Raw genomic sequence first — 17,096 nt, forward strand, 5'->3', positions numbered from 1 at the left:
GTATTTGAGAGTTGATTTCATAATGATCACAAACTCGCCGCCTGTACATGCATCCAATCAAAATTGCGTTGTCTACCTAAACTGACCCAACCTTCAGCTTCCCAGATTTCCCACCATGCTTGGTACTCCTGCTTGGCGAATGTAGCCCGGTATCTGCCCCATCTCAGCTGATTATTGGCGGGATCAAAGTCTATCGCTATTCCCCAGCTATGCATACTGGGTAGGGTACCACCTCTGATACTCCGGTCGTTGTAGCAACCGCCGAAGTAATCCAATCTCAACTCTTGAACCCGTTCAAGACCATAATGGTCCAAAACAGCTCGCATCACTTTCTCAATGCTTGATTTGACCTTTTCATGACATAAAAATCTCCAAATCCTCTGATTTGGGTTCCATGCAATCTTCAGTTCGTATGGAGATTCAGCATAAGTTAAACTTGAGCCTTTAGGACCAAAGAATTGGTCAAACTCAGCGCTATACTGTTTGGGCCATTTACTTTTTTGTAAGGCAAGTTCTTCCGGGCGCCATGCTGGTGGAGGGCTGTCTTGCAGTATGATATATTGTGTATTTTCAAAAGCATACTGGGTATTAGGGCCATAATATCCATCAATGGGTCCAGGGTTTTGACCATATTGCAAAGTGATATATTGCAGCATGCCTACTAGCTTTCTTCGCGCTGACCAATTCTTAGGAACCTGCCCTGAGGCATCTATGGCACTTTGAGTCATAGGCCCTGGAATACCATCAATCCTTCCTCTGTAAAGCCCTTGCTTTTGTAACCAAGATTGAACAAAAACTGCTACTTCTTTTGTATTCATATCATCCTTGCTTTCTAGTTAAAAATTACTTTTTAAAAAACTATTCAAAAAAATTACGATTATAATTAGGGAAAAGCAAGGTAAACCACTGATTTTTAACATAAAAAGCGAGATTTTCACCTCGCTTTCGTATTATTTACAGGCAATCTTATTTACCCTCGTGGCATGTCTGCCACCTTCAAATTCTGTCTCTAGAAAAATCATCGCCAATTCTGTGGCTAGTTCAAAAGAGATAAATCTCGCTGGTAGTGCCAAAATATTGGCATCGTTGTGCTGTCTAGATAAAGCTGCTAAATCTTGATTCCAGCATAAAGCTGCACGGATACCTTGGTGTTTATTGGCTGTGATGGCTACACCATTGCCGCTACCGCAGATCAAAATCCCTTGCTCATACTCCCCTGACTCTACTGCTACTGCAAGTGGGTGCACAAAATCCGGGTAATCTGCTGATGCATCTGAGTAAGGGCCAAAGTCCTTAACCTCATAACCTGCTTCTTCTAATTTGAAGATAAGGTCTTTCTTGTAAGCAAAACCTGCATGGTCTCCGCCTATGGCAATTTTCTTAGTCATGATTTTATTGATTTTCGCTGAGTTCTTGTTCTTCTAACGCCCTCTTCTTTTCCAAGCGCTTTGCTATCATAATCCCGGTTTCGTATAAGACCATGATAGGCATCGCAATGATAATCTGACTGATGACATCAGGTGGGGTAATGATCGCTGAAATTACCAATATCACCACAATAGAATGTCGCCTATATGACCTGAGCATAGCCGCAGAAACCAGTCCAGACATAGACAGAAAATATATCACTACTGGTAGCTGAAACATCAAGGCAGAAGCCAAGACCAGCATCACCACTGTGGTTACGTATGAAGTGATATCAAATTCGTTGAGAATGGATGGGTCTAGCTGATAATTTGCTAGAAAGTTGATCGATAATGGTGAAAGGATAAAATAGCCGAAAGCAGCACCAGTAAAAAACAATAAACTCACAAAGAACACAGCACCTCTTGCTGCTTGACGCTCTTTGCTGTAAAGGCCTGGGCTGATAAATCTCCAGATTTCCCAGAAAAGATACGGGAAAGCCACAACCAAGCCCACAACCAAACTTGAGGTAATGTGCATGGAAAATTGTCCCGTCATCTGACGACTTTGGATGGTGAAGGGAAGTGTATCGATACAGAGTGCTGGAATATTGAGTGCGTCTGAGATCTTACATAGCAGCTGATAGGTCACAAAAGAAACCTTGGACGGGCCTAGGATTACTTTTCCAAATACAATGCTCTTGGCAAGAAATGCTGCCACTGTGAAAATCAAAACCGCCGCTACGGATCTGAGCAAATGCCAACGCAATTGCTCCAAATGATCCAAAAAGGACATGCCTTCGTCTTCCTCCTCGTCTCTATACTGATCTAATGCCACTTGAAATTTGGGTAATTAATATAATGGGAATTGAACCATCCACTCATTAACTTCTGACTTGATCTTAGCTAAGGTTGCATCATTGTCGTGATTGGTCAGTGCATTGTCAATCAATGATACGATACGGACCATATCTGATTCTTTTAGGCCTCTCGTAGTCACAGCTGCCGTTCCTACACGCATACCAGAAGTTACAAATGGTGAGCGCTTGTCAAAAGGAACCATGTTTTTATTGATCGTGATATCTACTTTGCCTAAGGTCTCTTCTGCTATTTTACCTGTCAGCTCTTTGTTGCCTAGGTCGATCAACATCAGGTGATTATCTGTACCTCCAGAAATGATCTTGTACCCTAATTTGACAAATTGATCAGCCATCACAGCAGCATTTTGCTTTACCTGTACTACATACTCCATGTATTCATCAGAAAGCGCCTCTTGGAAAGCTACTGCCTTAGCCGCAATGATATGCTCCAATGGGCCACCCTGGGTACCAGGGAATACTCCTGAATCCAACAATGCAGACATTTTTCTCAATTCACCCTTAGGCGTCTTGATTCCAAATGGATTATCAAAATCTTCTCTCATTAAGATCAATCCACCTCTTGGACCTCTCAAAGTCTTGTGCGTAGTTGTCGTTACAATATGGCAGAATTCCAATGGATCATTCAACAAACCTCTTGCAATCAAACCAGATGGATGAGAAATATCGGCTAAAAGCAGTGCCCCAACTTGGTCTGCAATATCTCTCAAGCGCTCATAATCCCAGTCTCTACTGTATGCTGAAGCGCCACAGATCAATAACTTAGGCTTCACTTCAAGCGCTGTTGCCTCTACTTTATCATAATCAATCAAACCAGTCTCTTCTTCTACACCGTAGAAGTGTGGCTTGTATAATTTTCCTGAAAAATTCACTGGCGAACCATGTGTCAAATGTCCTCCATGCGCCAAATCAAAACCTAAAATGGAATCTCCAGCATTCAAAACTGCCAAGAATACCGCAGCATTGGCTTGTGCACCAGAGTGTGGCTGTACGTTGGCCCATGTCGCTCCGAAAAGTTCCTTGGCGCGATCTATGGCCAATTGCTCAATTTGATCTACTACTTCGCAGCCACCATAATACCGCTTATTGGGAAGACCCTCTGCGTATTTGTTGGTCAACACACTTCCTGCCGCTTCCATCACCTGCTTGCTGGTGAAGTTTTCAGATGCGATCAATTCAATACCAGTCTTCTGACGGTTTTCTTCTTTTGCAATGAGGTCAAAGATTGCCTGATCTCTTTTCATGGATATGATTTTTAATAGGTTGCCCAAAATTAGTTTTATTCGATGGATTATCCAATTGAATAAAAGGCTAAAAGGGAAATGCTATAACAATTTATCTACAGCACAAATACATGTTGGTATTACGAAAGATTGTTTGGATACATGTTGATAGATTTAAAAGTTACCATGATCTAAAATCCAGGCAGGCATTCATTTTGCAAAATACTCACCTCAAATAATCCATTATTTAATGTGAGTGGCATAATTTGACATTAAACTTAATGGGCATTATTCATATGACATTAAATTTCAATGATTTTAAGGTCACATATCTTGTCAAGATAAATCATAGATTTTCAAAGACTAAAACTAGTGACATTAGAAATTTTTTTGTTCTTAATTATTTAGTGATTACTTTGTAACTAAAATCAACTCTATGAAAAATTATCTTTTACTAGTCTTCTCTGTCCTCTTATTTTCTTGTGGTGGAAATGAAAAACAAGCTCATTTCTCAAACCTAACTGTAAAGATTGATACTGTGATGGTGGATTCCAAAGGTGAGATACTGAATTTAATAGGTGACTTGATGTTTTCTGACCTCAGCCCTGATTATAAAAGCCTTTACTATATACACCCTATGACATTAAATCTGGAAATTGTTGATCTGGATAAGTTGGAGTTTGTAAAGAGAATACAATATGATGAAGAGGGACCAAATGGGGTTGGTAGATTCCCAATGCAATTTCAAACTCTATCAGAAGATCAAATATTTATCGGAAGTTTCAGCAATAAGGGAGTTTTTGATTTGAATGGGGTAAAAACAAAGAATATTGATCTTAAACTGGAAGAACTCGGCGGGGATAAAGTGCTTTCTGGCTATAATGAAAGGGCCTTGCTGGTAAACCCCAATGATCAAAATAAACTTTTTGCTTTGTTAAATGAATGGGCTGAAAAACCCAGTTTATTTGGTCTTGTTGATACTCAAAATAAAACATTCCAAAATTTCCTTATTCCTGAATTTGATTATCTCACAGAATTTAAGATGGTTTTTTCAGATGGAGGAAACCCAAGAGCAGTATTGGGTGATTGGTTGGAACTAGTAAAATCAAAGAATAAGTTAATCCTCTCGAACAAAATTGGTTCTGATTTATATGTGTATGATTTAGAAACAGAAAGCTTCACACATCATCTGGCAAAACCACTAGTTTTACCTTCCAAAAAATCAGTCAAAATCCCTTCTGTAGTGGAAACCATGGAAGAGTTTTCTATTTACAACAGAAACCTTGGAGAAGATATCAACTTTAGTCCGCCACATTGGGATGAAAATAAGCAGCTCTATTATCGTTTTGTGCATTACAATAGAAATCAAGAAATCGACGGGAAGTTAACTTCAGACGGTGCAGAGGTACATTTGTTATTGATGGATAAAGATTTTACGGTAGTTTCGGAAACATTAATGGAAAATTACTCCAAGGCTCCAAGTCGTCATTTTGTGAAAGACGGAATGCTCTGGGTCTTTGAGAATATAAATGATGAAATGGGTTTTATTCGTTTAAAAATTAGATAAAAGGATTGTTCCAAGTAGAGAATTGGTGCTAACAAATTTCTGTTTTACCATGAAAATCGTAAGTCAAAATTGCGTTTTTCATGGTAATAGGCCTTTGGGAATTTATCCAAACTTTAAAACAAAATAACCCTCCAAACTAATCATTTAGAGGGTTATTTTCATCTGTAAAATATATTTAAGGAAGTCTTGAGTCTTGTATTTTATGTCTCACTTTTAGTCTCTTGCTTCTCAAAACGGTATCCTCACATTCAAGGCTACATTTCTACCCATTTGATTCACTCCAAAAGGTCTGAAGAGTGATAGGTGATCTAGGTAAGTTGTATTCAAAATATTGGATCCACTCACGTACACATCCAAAGGTTTCTTCCCTACCATCACCTGACTACCAATATTTAAACCTAAGAGGTAGTATCCTGGTGTCTCTTCTTCTAAAGGGGCCGCTCTGTTTTGATCAAATATCCAAGAACCAACTAAACTGATGTATGGCTTGGATAAGGATCCAATGTCATTCAATCTGAAGTCTATGGATTGATTCCAACGGAAGGCAGGAATATATGGCAAAAAGCTCATGTCCGATCTTCTCTGACCGATCACCATGCTGTAGGAAGTCGATCCAGAAAGCCACTTAGCCGCTCTTGGATGAATATCCAATTCGATCTCTCCTCCATATAGTCTTGCATCAGCCTGCTCAAATTCCCATACGGTCAATTCTCCCATCGTCTCTGCCGTAGGAGAGAAGAAAATATAATTGTCTATATGATTATAAAATACTTCACCTGAAATGGAGAAATCAGATTTACTATATCGGATACCAAAATCTGTCTGAATGTTCTGCTCTCTGACAAAATCAGCATTGCCTCTTTCAAATCTATTGGTACCAGGGTGTGGTCCATTGGAAAACAACTCACCCAAATCAGGCGCTCTGAAACCTTGTGCCACATTCAATCGGAATCTCCATTCCGAATTAGGTCTATAAGTAGTCCCCGCACTGGCTGTTACACCATCAAAAGTCCTAGTCAATGTCCTATCTGCTGGTTCTCCAGGAAGCAAAAACCCATAATCTACCAGATTAGGGGCGCTAGCATCGGCCACTACTTTCCTATAATCATACCTAATTCCTCCTTGAGCTACCCACTTATCTTTGTTATAGTTCAATAGCAAATAAACAGAGCGATCATCCTTAGTTGCATCTGGGATTAGAATCTCTTCAGCTTCCTGCATGTTATTATTCTGTAAATAAAACCCTTGAATACCTACTATAGCTTCTAATCCCGGAGTCAATTCTTTGAAATACTTGATATCATACATGAAATTCGATTGACGTAGTCCAAGATCTATTTCATTGATATCCTCTTCGATTTCCTTTCTATTGTTCAAATGAAGTCCGAAAGTAGCTTTTAATCGATCCTCTCCTATGAAGACATTGGTTTCCGAGTTAATGAAATGATCGGTCACATCCTGAAATGGCAACTGCATGGCTCTATCATTTCTACCAGTGGCCAATTCATCCACTTCGTCTTCTTCCACAATGCCCAACTTCTGATTTAAGAAGGTATATCTCAAGCGTGTATCTCCCCACTTTTTCTTCAATCCAATACCCGCCTTGACATTCTGTGTATTGAATCGGGTATTGCCAATGGTATTGCCATCTCCGTCCAAATAATCTGCATGGGATTCCGCTGCTGCTCTGAGTGACCAAACAAACCCATTCTCTGTGGCTCCTTTTACACCTGCTTCAGACCTCAAGCCTAAGGAGTTGCTATAACCTCTCAGATTGACATCCCCTTCTACATTTCCGGCAGAAGCATCTTTTTCTTCAATCAAATTGACCACGCCTGCCATGGCTCCTGAACCATAGATGATCGAGGCAGGGCCTTTGATCAGCTCTATATCGCTGATGCCTGTTTCCGCTAGCCCAAGACCATGATCTGCTCCCCATTGTTGGTTTTCAAATCTTCCACCTTGGTACACAGAAAGCACTCTACTGAATGAAAGCCCTCTGATGACTGGCTTACTGATACCTGGCCCAAGGGATATTTCATTGACACCAGGCGTACGCGTCAAGGCTGTCATCAAACTTGGTGCTGGCATTTTGAGTATTGCATCACGGCTTACTTTCTCTATGGCTATTGGAGAGCTCTCTTTGCTCATGATGTAAGCGCCTGACACCACTACTTCATCGATGCTAGAAACACTTTCTTCCAACTCAATGATCAAGTTGGCGCTATTAGAAACTCTAAACGTTTGTGTTTGGGTGCCATAGCCCACAAATGAAAACTGAACCGTAAGCGTTCTTTCTGGTAGCGCATTGAGGGAAAATGACCCCTCTAGATCTGTAACTACCCCCCTACTCAACTCGGGAATATAAACTGATACACCAGGAATGGGTTGTCTGGTGTTTTTGTCGATGACTTTGCCATCAACAGAGATATTTTGAGATGCCCATGCGCCCAATGATAGGAAACATGCAGCAACGAGTATAATCAGTCGCATAAAATTGTACGATAATTTTTTGGTAAGAAAATATGGTAAAAAGGCTTCCTCTAAACATGAGGTGATGAAGCCAAAAATCAAGAAAGAAAAATCAGACCACTGGCGGGCCTCTGTGGTCAAAGCCAAACTCTAACTCATAAACAGCAACTGCTGCGGAGGCAAACATGTCCTGCGTGGCGATAAGCGGCGCAATTTCTGGAAGCAGGTATTCAAAGTCAAAAACAAGATAATCAGCATGGGCAATCAAATCCAAGAAGATCAATTCCTCCTCAGTGTGGCCATGGTCAGGAAGTTCCTGTTGTTCTTCTGTCAATAAGGGGTGGGCGTGAGTGATAATACGCCCATTTTCAAGCTCGTGGGAGTGAAAAAAGAATACCCCGTTCGCTAATACACTTAGCAACAATGCCAAACAGAAATGGCTGAAAAGAGGTAATATGTTTCTAAATTGACTCACGCTTTACAATAATCTTCAAACTAGATATTTGCTGTTTGGTTGCGAATATAGCGAAGAAAGTTGAGTTGACTTTGATAGAATTACTTATTGGAGGGATTTTGGGGTTTGGGAGGTAATAAACCGATTAAGAAAAATTATTATTTTGGATATATTCTTACAAATTTTATTTCCTCTTCATTTTCTTGAGCATGATTCGAATCATAAACATAAAATCCATCTTTATTTACAAAATGACCTTGAGCGTATAGACCATTCGGAAAAGGGAATTCTTCAATTAGATTGAAGTCCTGATCTAAAACAGTTAGGAATTGAATTCTTCTATAATCGGCTACTCCTGGGAGTTTTGGCAAAGAATAAATCCTATAAAATAAACCCCTGAATTGATCGTGAATTAAAGCACTATAAATTCCATTATCAAAAAGATGTTCTTTGGCCTCAAAAGCATCATCAATTTTATCCCCCTTATATGAAGTCACTGACTTAAAATATTCAGATGCTATAGATTTGGTGGACCATTTTTCATTTGTGTAGTAATAGATGTCAGAACTATTTGAAAAATTAAGAATGGTCTTATTTGGAAATTGAATAACATTATTTGCCATATGATATTCCATTGAAATTACTTTTTCAATATCTGTTTTTGGATACTTCATAATCTCATGTATCTCACCAGATTCTAAATTTAACTCATAAATTAAGGTTTCTTCTGAATAGATTATCTCAGTTAATTTTTTATAAGAAAGTGCAGAAAAATACAGCATCCCATCTTTTAAAAGTGGCTTGTTATAAGTAAATAAGTTTGGTGTAATAAAATCGCCTGAATTATTTGTCAGGTTCCTATATCTCCGAATTAAATCCCCTGATAAGTTCAAGACAATTAATTCACCAACCTGGCCCGGAATAAAAATCATTTCATCGTCAATGTAGAATCCATCCACTCTGGGAACTCTTTCTGGGCCATCAGTTTGAAGCTTAATTCTTTTGCTTAATCCATCTGTTTTAAAAAAATCCAGACTATGTCTTGCATGGTTGTAATTCACTATTTTTCCTTCATGGTATCGGTAAAGGAAAAAGAAATTCGGAGATTCGTCGTCCAGTTTAAAAGTGATACTTTTTTGAACTTGTGAATCTTTATTTACTTGAACTTTTTCAGAACTTTTAGAGCAAGAAAAACAAATCCAAAATAATAATAAAAGATATTTTACTTTCATACTTAGTACTTATTATAAGTCTAAAAAAACTTTACAAGCAATTTTCATAAATTTTCTTTGCTTCAGACTGTGGTTTTAAAATCCCATTATCAGCTTCTTCAATCCCTTTTTCAATAGACCTTTTTTCATTCAATTCCTTTTTTAAACTTATATACACCATATTTTTCATTTTCATCATCAATCAACCCATCCGCATAAAAAAACTCATCATCTTCACCTAAAATGCTAAATCTTTTAGGAACAGAAACATCTGCAATAATTGTGTTTCCTCTTAAAATAATTAGACCATCTTCATCTAATTTTTTATTGTAACTTCTGAATATCAATTCATCTGAAACATATAGATGATAATAAAAGGCTTGATCTCGATATACTTTTTGCCAGGTTTTCTCTGACTCTTCATAAGATTTTATCTGTATATAATTTTCATCCAAAATATCATAATCTACTGTCAATGTCTCAAGGTAATTCTCAAGCTGATCGTAAACTTGTATATCATTATCTAATGCATGCCCAACAAGGATATTATCATCTTTAAATGCAATTGTTACGAAATCTAAACTTTCAACAAAACCTTTGGCCAAGGCAGATTGAGACCTTTCTCCAAACACTTTTATTACTTTTCCACTATTAATATCAGCTTTTCCGATCAACAAAGATTTTTCATAATAATCAAAATTGCCATTGTAGCCATTTAACTCTTTATTAATATTTGGAGATATATAAAGAGGGAAATAGATATGATCATCTTTTAAAAACAGAAGATTTGAGGAATTTCTAAAATTGTAAAAATCATAAGCATAAGTCCCTATCTCAAGATACTCAGCTCGTTTATATTCATCCTTTTCTCTATTAAAATCAAGTTGATTTACTGCTTTTTCCTTACTGAATACTGGTGAATATTGTGACAACTGATTGTTAGTTGCTAAAAACAAACTACTACCATCCTGTTTGAAAATATGGTATTTGAAAGAATTAATTTCGTTTGGACCATCACCTTTTCCTAGTGCTGATCGCTTAAATTTTCCATCTTTAGAATAAATCTGTACCGATGAAAACCTGATATCAAAATAATAAAATTCATCATTAAGAAACCTAAAAAAACCATCACTAGAACTTGTGATTGAGTCAAACTCAATTAACTCAACTTCTAAATCTCTATTTATTTCAAATGTATCCTGAACTCTAATATCCTTTTCTAATTTACTTGAGCACGACACGAACGCTATAACAACTGAAATTAATAAGAGCAATCTCATTTAATCTCTATTTAAAGTAAAACCTATAATTTTATCAAGATATTAAATTATCCTAACCTGACTATTAATTAGTTGAAATAAATTTGTGTGAATACAAACGAGGCTTTCTACCAAGACAAATAATTATCCCTAATTTTACTCCGTGATCAATTTTAATTATAGACCGGAAAGTTATTTCAATGGAACAGGGCCGAATACGTTGCTTTGTAAGCTGAGTTATCCTGAAAGTCAGTGGGGTGAAGAAATTAGCATTTATGCCAATGCCTTGGATGGTGTGTATTACTATGAAGCGGTGGATTTTTATGGCAATGAAATCAAGCTGAATCCCGAAAAGTCTGATCAACCGCTGACACTTCAAGAGCTGATTTTTATGATTGAAACCATGGATGTGACACCCAGTACAGCACAAGGAAACATTCAGCTCACTTTAGCTGGGATTCCCCTTGCTGAAAGTCTGCTCTACCAAGAACTAGAGCGCTACTTTAGCGAAAAGCGAAAAACTTTTGGAATGATCTAAAAATCTAAAATCGTCTGGTATGATTTGCTCAGGATATGGTGGCTCTTGAACCAATAATCATAAGTCTCAAATTCCACACAATCTTGAAGGTCTACGCCATGAAGGCTGACTTTTTTCAGACTATCAGAAGGTAACCAACTCCTCAAATCATTGGCCTGATCGATGGTCAGTTGGGCCAACTGAACCAGCTTCTTGTCTTCTATCTCAATGGGTATCAGTCTTGTCATGCTCTTTTAATTTTGTCTTGACAAAAAAAGTAGATATTCTGATAGCAGCTGTCAAGACAAAATTATGATTGTGTTAACTTTGATCGCTTATGGACAAACTCTTCCTGATTCTGATTTTTCTTCTGCTGGGCTTGCTACTGCAAAAGGTCAAGCTACTTCCGCTCCATACCGCCCAATACCTGAACAAATACCTGATTTACTTGGTCCTACCGATGCTTTCGCTCAGGTTGATTCCTGAAATCAACCTTGATAGCAGCTTGCTTATGCCCGCATCGGTTGCTTGGATTTCATTTGGGCTTTCTTGGTTACTTTTTGGTTCACTGGGGCGCATTTATCGATGGAGTTCATCACTCACAGGTTGCCTGATCATCACAGCTGGCTTAGCCAATACTTCCTTTGTGGGATTTCCGATTGTGAATGCACTGTACGGAGAGGAAGCATTAAAGATAGCCCTGATCATTGATCAAGCAGGCTCATTTATCATCGTCAGTTCACTTGCGATCATTGTGGCTTCGATTCATGCCAAGGAGAAAAGTAGGAAGCGAGATATCAGTAAAAAAATCCTGACATTCCCTCCATTCACATTTTTTGTATTGGCCTTGGCGATGAATTTAACTGGATTGCGTGTTCCTGAGGATCTAAATTTCTTCTTTGATCTTGTAGCCAAGACGCTCACCCCTGTGGCACTGATCGCGGTAGGGCTACAACTCAAAGTCAATTTTCAAGCCATCCAATCTACATACCTCTGGCTAGGATTAGGCTACAAGCTGGTGATCGCTCCTTTGGTGATGCTGCTGCTGTTTGGTTGGATTTTGGGAGCAGAAGGCTTGGCTTTCCAAGTGTCTGTGATCGAAATGGCCATGGCACCCATGATCACCGGATCTATCATAGCGATTACCCATGACCTAGAACCCAAACTCGCTTCTCTTTTAGTAGGCGTAGGCATCCCGCTTTCCTTTGTGACTGTGGGAGTCTGGTACTGGATCTTGGGATAGTTTGATCAATTCCACAGAGGTGCATTTTTTGCAAGGGAGGAACGCAAGGTTACACAGAGAAAAATACTAGACATTTCTATCGATAACTTGAAATTCCTTTTATCCCAATTACTTCTTATGATCCTTGGCGAAACTTTGCTCCTTCGCAAACTTTGCGTGAAACCAAAGATGCCTAATTATTACCCGACTTCGTGGTATCTCTTTTAACAGTATCTGGCTTCGCCGCTGGTCTTGCCCGGTTTCCAAGAATCCCTTTGAGTACATTTTTGGCCTCCTCCACTGCTCTATCCTTGGTTTCGGAAACCTTCTTCTCAGCTTCTCTTTTTGCAGAATCCTGTAAAGCTTCTGCTCTCGTCTTCAACTCACTTTTGATACTATCTTCTGTTGCTTTGAATTGTTCTGTGGCACGCGCCTGTAAGTTTTCACGCTCAGAGCTCACTCTGGACCTTAGCGCATTGGTAAGTAGTGACTCTATGGAATTACCTCCAGCAAGACCGACTTTTGGACTACCATAAGTGCCACCAAGGGTAATGGCTACTGGGATCAAAGTAGAGGTAGTCGCCTCAGTTCCTGAAATAGTAGCCAGTAAATTATTAGCTTGTGCACCAAATCTGCCAGCTGGAACTTGCATATTGACGAGGTAATTGATGCTCCCATCAAAACCCGTACTTCCTTGCACATTGGCTTGATAGTCCCAAAGGCGAAGGTCTACAGGCTTCAAGCTGAGCATTCCGTCTTCTATTTCTATTGGTAAATTGAGATTTCTGAATTGTAAGGTATTGGTATCATTGAGCCTTGTCAAGCTTGTCACGCCCTGGATCAAAGGACTGTTTTGAAAAGCAGCTTCCAATACCCTAATCACTCCTTTTCCGTCCAAAGAGGACAATATAGGCATCATATCCTGTCCAAGAAGACCTGAAAAATCTAACCTAGTTGAGAACTTTCCTGTCAAATGCTCCGCCACAGGGGCTAAAACTTTGACAGTGTTCAACTTGTCAAAAGCCTCTGCAATACTGAGGTCAATCACATTGAAGTTGAAATCAAACTTCGGAGCGGTCAAGTCTCTAGGATCGTAGGACCCATTCATCACCAATTGCCCACCTAGAGCAGCCATAGAAGCTTCTTTGAAACTCAGCACACCTTCCTTCAGCGTCATATTACCCTTCACTTGCTTCAAATTGAGGTTGTCATAGATCACCTCTGCGGCATTTAAGGACATGGTAAAATCAATATTTGTTGGCAACTCGATGACCGTAAGGCTTGTCTCTTCTGTACTTTCTGACTCAGTCATCCATTGATTCACATTGAACCGGTTGGATTGAAGGGCAAGCTGTCCCTTAAGTGTTTCATTTTCCTTTAGGAAGAAATTCATATAGTTAGACAAGAAGCCTGTAGCTGTCAACGGACTTTCTCCAACTCTTGAGTCAAACTTAGTTAGATTAATGCGACTTGGTGTAAAATCAGCCTTGGCCTCATTGACCCTAATCCCTTGAGGCAAGTCATAAGAAGTGAAATAAAACTGCTCCACGCTCATTTCTCCCCGGGTATCCAATCGATCAAAGCGCTCAAGCTCCACGTCTTTGTAAGAGCCTTTGGTATTCAAATCTGCACTGATTTTTCCTTCCATGATGGTATTCCCCACAGGAAATATGGCCATAATTTTTCCAAGGTCTATGGTTCCTTTGACAGCCCCATCCCATTTGAGCAAATCAAAATCAACTATTTTCAAGTTACCGCTGATCGCCTCATCTTCCAGCTCAAAGCCAAAGTTGCTTAGATCCACTAGAAAATCCGCCATTTTCCCACTGGTATTGATGATATTGGCGGAGACATTCAAATTTTCAATGGGAGCTGGATACTCACTGCTTTTGATGTAACCATTGCTAAGCAGCATTTTGGCATTGATAGCGGGGATCATATTGGCAATGGAATCATAGCGACCTTTAGCGGTAGCATTGACATCTAGCATGCCACGCAGTGCCATCCCATCTATGGGGAAGATAGAGGTCAATTCTTCAAGGTTAAGTTTTCCTACTAATCTACCGTCTATATCATAAGTGACTAAATTTTCCAAAAGTAGATTACCCGAGATTGGATTTGAGCCAAAGTTCAAGGAAAATGTGGGAACATTGACTTTGGTGAAATCCAAATTATCCGTAGTGTTGACTACTTGCATGGCAAGTTGTACATCACTCACAGGGCGAGGCAGGTCTGGATATTGAAACATACCGTCTACCACATTCAGGTTGATATCGAAAGCAGGGAAGCTTGAATCATTATAAATACCCCTGAAAAACCCATTGAAATCCATGGTTCCTGAGGTCTTCAAACCAGCAAAACTCTCGGAATAAATGCCAGGCACCAAAGAAAGAATACTTCTGAAAGAATTGTCTTTGCCTTCAAAATTCAGATCAAATTCAATATCAGACGCAGGCATAGCTACAAAGCCGTAAAGGTCAAAAAGAAAGTCATTCAGGCCAAAATCCCCATCTGAGAATGCAAACTTCATATTCCCCATATCCACATCTACCGTGGTACTTCCCTTAAAGTCTTTATTCCTCAAATAATTGATCCCTTCATAGGTGATATCTGCAATGAGCGCCTCCATTTTCAATGGGAGCTGATAGACATCTGCGGTAAAGTTTCCTTTTCCAGCTAGCTGTACATTACCCAAAGCCATGAAGTAATCCAATTCCCTGTCATCATAAATAAAAGTCAAGTTATTGACTTCTATCAGATCCACTCCAATTTCAAAATTGCTTTCGCTGGTTTCCTCTACTTCTGAAGGATAAGTGATGTCATAATTAGCACGCCCATCTTCAAGCACCTTGACATAGATACTTCCTCCATCTAGGTGAATACCCGTCAAAGAAGGTGTATCAGCAAACAAAACAGACCACAAATTTAAATCTACCTGAAATTGAGCCACATGGACCAGGGTATCATTTTGGAAAGGGGGATTTCCCGTGATACCAAAGTCCCGCAAAGTCATGCTGATGTCAGGAAAGCGCTTGAACACACTCAGGCTAATATTTCTAAAGTCGTAATGCACTTGCGCATTGACAGATTGGGCTATCTCCCGATCGACACGCTCTATGATCTTATCCTTGAAAATAAATGGGGTCGCTACCAGTGCGACCAGTAAAAAAGCAAAAATCGCCAATACAATATAGACAGTCTTTTTCATATGTATCCTGTTTATGTTTACAAATCATTCAACGAAAAGAAGAGGCTGATGGCGAAGCAATAGAGTGATTTTCTAGATTTATGACCAGATTTTATGCAACTCTTCCCAAAGTTCTTCATGAACTTGTGAATTACTCGCCAGAATCTCCCTGCCAAAGATGTAATCATTTCCTTTCTTGAAGTCAGTGACTTGACCTCCTGCTTCTTGTACAATCAAAGACCCTGCCGCGACATCATATGAATTAAGATTGTATTCGAAATAAGCATCCATACGCCCACAGGCTACATAGCATAAATCAGCCGCTGCACTCCCTAACCTTCTCAATCCATGTGTTTTTTGCATCAGTACTTTCAAGATTCCTAGGTATTCATCTATTTGCCCAAATGCACTGTAAGGAAAGCCAGTTGCAATAAGTGATTCTGATAAAGTAGGCGCTTTACTCACCGTGATTTTGGTATCATTGCAATAAGCTCCCTGACCCTTGAGCGCATAGAAGCATTCGTGCAAATTGACCTCGTAAACTACCCCAAGGACAATTTCCTCATCTTTCATCAAGCCTATACTCACGCAAAAAACAGGAATTCCATGAATAAAATTGGTCGTTCCATCCAATGGATCAATGATCCAAGTGTACTCCTTGGTTTCCTCAGCCTTGGTGCCCTCTTCGGTGATAAACCCCGCTTCAGGCAAAACCTGAGTCAACCGCGCTACGATTATTTTCTCGGCTTCCTTATCCACATAAGAGACAAGATCATTCAATCCTTTGGCTTCGACACTAGCTAGGTCAAAATGCTGTCGCTCTCGTCTTATAAATGCCCCAACCTCCTTCGCAATTTCCTTGGTCTGATCTAAGATCACATTCAAATCAATCATTGTGTTTATTTAATAGGTTTTTATAAAAATTTTGATGGACTAACTCTATCCAAGCCAGTCTTTTGCAATAATATAAGTAACACTTCCCCAAAGCCTTTTCTACCAATTGACTAATAACCAACTTACCCTTTCCCCTGCACGACCAAGACGATCTCTCCTTTGATAGGATGCTCTTCGTAATAAGTGATCAGCTCAGCGAGTGTGCCTCTGACATTTTCTTCATAGATTTTTGTCAGCTCTCTAGACACGCAAGCCATGCGATTTTCTCCAAATGCTTCTGAAAATTGAACCAAAGTTTTCATCAAGCGGTGAGGCGATTCATAGAAAATCATCGTACGCTCTTCATCCATGAGTTTTTCTATACGGGTTTTTCTACCTTTTTTATGGGGCAAGAAGCCCTCAAAAGTAAAGCGATCATTGGGAAGCCCCGAATTGACTAGTGCTGGAACAAAAGCAGTTGCTCCAGGCAGGCAGTTTACCTCCATGCCGGCATCTCTGACTGCTCTAACAAGTAAAAAACCTGGGTCTGAGATAGCAGGAGTACCGGCATCAGAGCATAGTGCCATTACTTCTCCCTTTTCCATCCGCTCTACCAACTTTTCTACGGTCTTATGTTCGTTGAAAATATGATAGCTCTGAAGGGGACGTTGTATTTCAAGATGCTTAAGTAGCTTACCAGTAGTCCTAGTATCTTCAGCGAGAATGACATCCACAGACTTTAGCACCTCTATAGCCCTCAGCGTAATATCACCAAGGTTACCAATGGGTGTAGGGATGAGGAATAAGCTGATGTGTTTATCCTCTACCAT

15 protein-coding genes are annotated in these 17,096 nt (G+C 39.5%); 3 read left to right on the forward strand and 12 right to left on the reverse strand.

The features are described 5' to 3' along the window. Nucleotides 1-26: 26 nt before the first annotated feature. From CHB66_RS04760 to CHB66_RS04775, 4 genes are all read right to left on the reverse strand, one after another. The gene (locus CHB66_RS04760) at nucleotides 27-818 is read right to left on the reverse strand and encodes a M15 family metallopeptidase (RefSeq protein WP_089238491.1); all 792 of its coding nucleotides are present in this window, start codon (nucleotides 816-818) and stop codon (nucleotides 27-29) included. A gap of 132 nt (nucleotides 819-950) precedes the next feature. After that, nucleotides 951-1,388, reverse strand: a complete 438-nt coding sequence (gene rpiB / locus CHB66_RS04765) for a ribose 5-phosphate isomerase B (protein ID WP_089238493.1) — start codon at nucleotides 1,386-1,388, stop codon at nucleotides 951-953. Between the two features lie 4 nt (nucleotides 1,389-1,392). Continuing rightward, the gene (gene tatC / locus CHB66_RS04770; RefSeq protein WP_089238495.1) at nucleotides 1,393-2,241 is read right to left on the reverse strand and encodes a twin-arginine translocase subunit TatC; all 849 of its coding nucleotides are present in this window, start codon (nucleotides 2,239-2,241) and stop codon (nucleotides 1,393-1,395) included. Nucleotides 2,242-2,256: 15 nt separating this feature from the next. Beyond that, on the reverse strand, nucleotides 2,257-3,525 hold the full coding sequence (locus tag CHB66_RS04775) for a serine hydroxymethyltransferase (protein ID WP_089238497.1): 1,269 nt from the start codon (nucleotides 3,523-3,525) through the stop codon (nucleotides 2,257-2,259). Nucleotides 3,526-3,940: 415 nt separating this feature from the next. Here CHB66_RS04775 and CHB66_RS04780 point away from each other — a divergent pair, with 415 nt between their 5' ends. Then, nucleotides 3,941-5,071: a DUF4221 family protein gene (locus CHB66_RS04780; protein WP_089238499.1), complete on the forward strand. Its 1,131-nt coding sequence runs from the start codon at nucleotides 3,941-3,943 to the stop codon at nucleotides 5,069-5,071. Nucleotides 5,072-5,299: 228 nt separating this feature from the next. Here CHB66_RS04780 and CHB66_RS04785 read toward each other — a convergent pair whose 3' ends face one another. The 4 genes from CHB66_RS04785 to CHB66_RS04800 form a co-directional block, all read right to left on the reverse strand. Beyond that, nucleotides 5,300-7,564, reverse strand: coding sequence for a TonB-dependent receptor (locus CHB66_RS04785; protein WP_089238501.1), 2,265 nt, complete (start codon nucleotides 7,562-7,564; stop codon nucleotides 5,300-5,302). 91 nt (nucleotides 7,565-7,655) lie between these two features. Beyond that, a complete protein-coding gene (locus tag CHB66_RS04790) occupies nucleotides 7,656-8,018 on the reverse strand; it encodes a hypothetical protein (protein WP_170932431.1) in 363 nt (120 codons plus the stop codon). A gap of 137 nt (nucleotides 8,019-8,155) precedes the next feature. Further along, nucleotides 8,156-9,229 carry a DUF4221 family protein gene (locus CHB66_RS04795; protein WP_089238503.1) on the reverse strand — a complete coding sequence of 358 codons (1,074 nt, stop codon included), beginning with the start codon at nucleotides 9,227-9,229 and terminating at the stop codon, nucleotides 8,156-8,158. Between the two features lie 125 nt (nucleotides 9,230-9,354). After that, nucleotides 9,355-10,488: a hypothetical protein gene (locus CHB66_RS04800; RefSeq protein WP_141107369.1), complete on the reverse strand. Its 1,134-nt coding sequence runs from the start codon at nucleotides 10,486-10,488 to the stop codon at nucleotides 9,355-9,357. Between the two features lie 142 nt (nucleotides 10,489-10,630). Here CHB66_RS04800 and CHB66_RS04805 point away from each other — a divergent pair, with 142 nt between their 5' ends. After that, the gene (locus tag CHB66_RS04805; RefSeq protein WP_089238507.1) at nucleotides 10,631-11,005 is read left to right on the forward strand and encodes a UDP-glucuronosyltransferase; all 375 of its coding nucleotides are present in this window, start codon (nucleotides 10,631-10,633) and stop codon (nucleotides 11,003-11,005) included. Here CHB66_RS04805 and CHB66_RS04810 read toward each other — a convergent pair. After that, a complete protein-coding gene (locus tag CHB66_RS04810) occupies nucleotides 11,002-11,232 on the reverse strand; it encodes a hypothetical protein (RefSeq protein ID WP_089238509.1) in 231 nt (76 codons plus the stop codon). The genes CHB66_RS04805 and CHB66_RS04810 overlap by 4 nt on opposite strands. 89 nt (nucleotides 11,233-11,321) lie before the next feature. Here CHB66_RS04810 and CHB66_RS04815 point away from each other — a divergent pair, with 89 nt between their 5' ends. Continuing rightward, the gene (locus tag CHB66_RS04815; protein ID WP_089238511.1) at nucleotides 11,322-12,227 is read left to right on the forward strand and encodes an AEC family transporter; all 906 of its coding nucleotides are present in this window, start codon (nucleotides 11,322-11,324) and stop codon (nucleotides 12,225-12,227) included. A 172-nt stretch (nucleotides 12,228-12,399) separates the two neighbouring features. Here CHB66_RS04815 and CHB66_RS04820 read toward each other — a convergent pair whose 3' ends face one another. The 3 genes from CHB66_RS04820 to rsmI form a co-directional block, all read right to left on the reverse strand. Continuing rightward, nucleotides 12,400-15,414, reverse strand: a complete 3,015-nt coding sequence (locus CHB66_RS04820; protein ID WP_089238513.1) for an AsmA-like C-terminal region-containing protein — start codon at nucleotides 15,412-15,414, stop codon at nucleotides 12,400-12,402. Nucleotides 15,415-15,492: 78 nt separating this feature from the next. Next, a complete protein-coding gene (locus CHB66_RS04825) occupies nucleotides 15,493-16,287 on the reverse strand; it encodes an inositol monophosphatase family protein (protein ID WP_089238515.1) in 795 nt (264 codons plus the stop codon). Nucleotides 16,288-16,409: 122 nt separating this feature from the next. After that, a complete protein-coding gene (gene rsmI, locus CHB66_RS04830) occupies nucleotides 16,410-17,096 on the reverse strand; it encodes a 16S rRNA (cytidine(1402)-2'-O)-methyltransferase (protein WP_089238619.1) in 687 nt (228 codons plus the stop codon).

The organism is Belliella buryatensis, from assembly GCF_900188245.1.
Taxonomy (GTDB): Bacteria; Bacteroidota; Bacteroidia; order Cytophagales; family Cyclobacteriaceae; genus Belliella; species Belliella buryatensis.

Bases quoted from the DNA above. Each gene is read 5' to 3' on its own strand.
- CHB66_RS04760 (WP_089238491.1), bottom strand. From the start codon at position 818: ATGAATACAAAAGAAGTAGCAGTTTTTGTTCAATCTTGGTTACAAAAG.
- CHB66_RS04775 (WP_089238497.1), bottom strand. From the start codon at position 3,525: ATGAAAAGAGATCAGGCAATCTTTGACCTCATTGCAAAAGAAGAAAAC.
- CHB66_RS04820 (WP_089238513.1), bottom strand. From the start codon at position 15,414: ATGAAAAAGACTGTCTATATTGTATTGGCGATTTTTGCTTTTTTACTG.
- CHB66_RS04795 (WP_089238503.1), bottom strand. From the start codon at position 9,229: ATGAAAGTAAAATATCTTTTATTATTATTTTGGATTTGTTTTTCTTGC.
- CHB66_RS04780 (WP_089238499.1), top strand. From the start codon at position 3,941: ATGAAAAATTATCTTTTACTAGTCTTCTCTGTCCTCTTATTTTCTTGT.
- CHB66_RS04825 (WP_089238515.1), bottom strand. From the start codon at position 16,287: ATGATTGATTTGAATGTGATCTTAGATCAGACCAAGGAAATTGCGAAG.
- CHB66_RS04785 (WP_089238501.1), bottom strand. From the start codon at position 7,564: ATGCGACTGATTATACTCGTTGCTGCATGTTTCCTATCATTGGGCGCA.
- rsmI (WP_089238619.1), bottom strand. From the start codon at position 17,096: ATGGTAGAGGATAAACACATCAGCTTATTCCTCATCCCTACACCCATT.
- CHB66_RS04815 (WP_089238511.1), top strand. From the start codon at position 11,322: ATGGACAAACTCTTCCTGATTCTGATTTTTCTTCTGCTGGGCTTGCTA.
- CHB66_RS04800 (WP_141107369.1), bottom strand. From the start codon at position 10,488: ATGAGATTGCTCTTATTAATTTCAGTTGTTATAGCGTTCGTGTCGTGC.
- rpiB (WP_089238493.1), bottom strand. From the start codon at position 1,388: ATGACTAAGAAAATTGCCATAGGCGGAGACCATGCAGGTTTTGCTTAC.
- CHB66_RS04810 (WP_089238509.1), bottom strand. From the start codon at position 11,232: ATGACAAGACTGATACCCATTGAGATAGAAGACAAGAAGCTGGTTCAG.